Source organism: Microvirga aerilata, from assembly GCF_016743775.1.
GTDB lineage: Bacteria > Pseudomonadota > Alphaproteobacteria > Rhizobiales > Beijerinckiaceae > Microvirga > Microvirga aerilata.
This window is the reverse complement of record NZ_JAEQMY010000216.1, coordinates 1-2,934: the sequence shown is the minus strand read 5'-3', so window position 1 is coordinate 2,934 and position 2,934 is coordinate 1. Positions and strand designations below refer to the sequence as shown.

1 protein-coding gene and 1 pseudogene are annotated in these 2,934 nt (G+C 51.9%); both read right to left on the bottom strand.

The window, feature by feature from the left end; all coding sequences use genetic code 11:
• Positions 1–76 precede the first annotated feature (76 nt).
• Positions 77–704 (bottom strand): annotated as a pseudogene (locus JKG68_RS34085) (IS5 family transposase); the annotation flags it as partial.
• Positions 705–788: 84 nt separating this feature from the next.
• On the bottom strand, positions 789–2,582 hold the full coding sequence (locus tag JKG68_RS31670) for a phosphoethanolamine transferase (RefSeq protein WP_202066331.1): 1,794 nt from the start codon (positions 2,580–2,582) through the stop codon (positions 789–791).
• Positions 2,583–2,934: the final 352 nt, after the last annotated feature.

The following is a 2,934-nucleotide window of genomic DNA, read 5'->3' as shown; positions in this document are numbered from 1 at the left end:
AGACGCTCAAGATCGCTGCGGCCCATGACAGCAAGGAATCAGCGAAATCCAGTTCGCGCAAGGGCCTGGGTAATTACATCACGAAGTCCCTGTAAGCGGCCTGGCTCATCAACCGACCACGGTCGTAGGCGCTGCCGGCAAACAGGTGCTTGAGAAAGTGCCAGCGCTGACGCACCGCCTTGATGATCTGCTCAGCGCCCTGGGCATCCTGCACATCGGCGGGTGTGAGGTTGACCAGCAAACAGGCGCCCGTCCGTGTCCGCTGCAATGTGCCGCTTGCGGCCCTTTACCTTCTTGGCGGCATCGTAGCCGCCTCCGCCCGGGGCTGCAGGAGCTTTGACCGTCTGGCTGTCGATCACGCCAGCGGTTGGGCTCGCCTCCCGACCCGCCTGTTACCGGTCGAGCATCAGGGCGACATCGTGCAGGGTCTGGAACAGCAGGCGGCGCACAAAGCGCCTAAACCACCAATACACGGTTTGCCATGGCCCGAACTCATGCGGCAGCATGCGCCAGCCGCAGTCGGTCCGAGCCAGGTAGCGCATGGCATTGAGGATCTCGCGCAGGTTCACCTTGGGCTTGTGGCCACGCCGGGCAGGTTGAGGCAGGATAGGCCTGACCCGCTCCCATTCCTCGTCGGTCAGGTCGGTCGGGTAGCGGCGCCGCTCAAAAGCCTTCTGGCGCTCACGATGGTCTTTCGTCCACATCCGTCCCATGTGGACTCGACACTACCCCAATCCGACTCCGTGCGACATTCTCAAACAGGCACTCACAAGCTCCCAATGCTCGATCTAACGGCCTAGTGTATCGCAGTATCGGCGACCTGTCTCGTATGATGGACTAAGAAGACTTGCTTTCTCCCGTTTCCACGGAGTCTCGAGACCGTAGATATCAAGAAGCGTGTTGATCAGGCTATCGGACTGAAACGGGCGCCCTAGATTACGCCTCAAAGTTAACATGCGACTGCCAAGCTCCTGCTTTATCGCGTCAGAGAAGAAGAAAAGCAAAGGGATCTCATATACCTGCCGCGGCGCGGGCCCATCGATATGCCCCAGTATATCTGACGTTTCGCCAAGGCTTTCGCCGTGGTCCGACAAGTACGTGAGGGTAACTCGGTTTAACTGTGCTGCTTCGCGGATCAACTCGCTCATAAAAGCATCGTTGTAAAGAACTGCAGTATCGTAGCTATTATATGCCTTAATTTCACTTGGGCTAGGGTTTTTACTTATGAAGTCCGGATCGACCCCCTGTAGGCCACTGAATTCCGTGAAGCCGGGTGGGTAACGCAGTTCGTAGTTCATGTGGGACCCCAGCAGGTGCACTATGATAAAGCGTCGGGCTGACTTATCCGACAGCGCCTCACGAATTGGGCCTAGTAAATCAGTGTCAAGCGTGAGTGCGCGAGTTGTTGTCGCCCCGCCCCAAAGCCCCCTCTTATTAATGAAGGTTTGCACATCCGCTGCTTGAGCGAAGACGGCAGGCCAATTGTCACTTCCAGTGTTAAGTCCACCTACCAATTGCTGGTTCGAGATCCAGTAGCTATGGAATCCAGCGCTCTTCATAACTTGTACGAGATTAGGTCCAGTAAACAATGCTCGATGGTCCTCGCGTGTCGCAAAGGTGAGAAGCTCTTTAAACTGTTGAAGTGTAGCCCCTCGCGACGAACATGCGTCTTGTGCAATTTCAATCTGCTTTTCCATAGCAAGTTGCGATAGCCGAGGCGTTGTATCACGACCGTAACCATAAAGTGACATATGACGCCGCGTTGTAGACTCGCCTATAACTAATATGTGAGTGATTGGCCCTTCGTTTTTGTCCCGAAGTGTCACGTTAATATTGGGCGGAGCGCTTGAGGATAGGGCACGTACAGCAGCCTTTTCTGCAATCGATTGTCCAATCGATCCGATGGCAAAGAGAACAGGGTTGTTCTCCTGCAAGAACTCCTTTTTAAGCCCAACATAGCCGAGCAGGCACACAATTGTCACGCTAGCATAAGAGACTACGTGGTTGCAGCCTGCTTCGAGACTGCGGTGTGAAAGAAATCGACTCGCGCCAAAGAATAATGGCAAGCCTGACAAAAATGACAGGAATAGAAGATCTGCACGGATGACTGACTGTGCAAACTCAAGCCCCTCGTGTATGTTCGTGTCGAGAATGGCATAAATGGAAGACACTCCGATTACTTGACGATATAAACAAAAGTGCAGTACAGATCCTATGGTAAAAACAACCAAATAAAACCACAAGACAATCAGTCCTGTGCTACGCACCATCTTCAGTTTTAATTCACTCAACGATATCACGAATAATGTGAAGAAAATTAAATTATATACGAAAGATACTATAATTCTAATAAATAAATCATAATAGAGAGACGACCGCGCATTAAAATCTACGCCCCCCGACCCATAGAACACTGCTGCCATATTAAGAAGCGTAGTTACGGCGAACGGGTACATACAAAGTAGTGTCAGCCCAAAAAGCACGATCCAAGGATATTCGGCCAAGGCAGAACTGAAGATCTTGAACTTCTCGCCTAGCAAGTGCGACATGCCCTTGGGCAAGTACTTGTTCGGATTAGACATATAAAAACCTTCCTACGCGATGGGTGCTGCGGAAGTCGGCGAAATTATAGCGATCAAGAACGAACAGCATAAGATAAGCAGAGATGACAGGGTGCAATAAACAGAGTTGAACAGATCATCCTACAACATCACCACCTCCTCAAGCCGCTACAGTTCCCCTCCCGCGCTACAAAGACCACAATGCAACTTGTGTTATTTGAGGTGATCCCCCCTCATGCAATCTTTTTTCGTATACGAATGAATAATCAAACCAGCAACGACTTATTCGAGGTAACTACCCACGCCTTGAGCGAGGTGGACTTCAGGCCCTGACGGTTGGGAGGATGGTGCCGAAGACGGTGGCGCCGGTTGC

Coding starts and splice junctions, on each gene's coding strand:
- JKG68_RS31670 (WP_202066331.1), bottom strand. CDS start 2,582: ATGTCTAATCCGAACAAGTACTTGCCCAAGGGCATGTCGCACTTGCTA.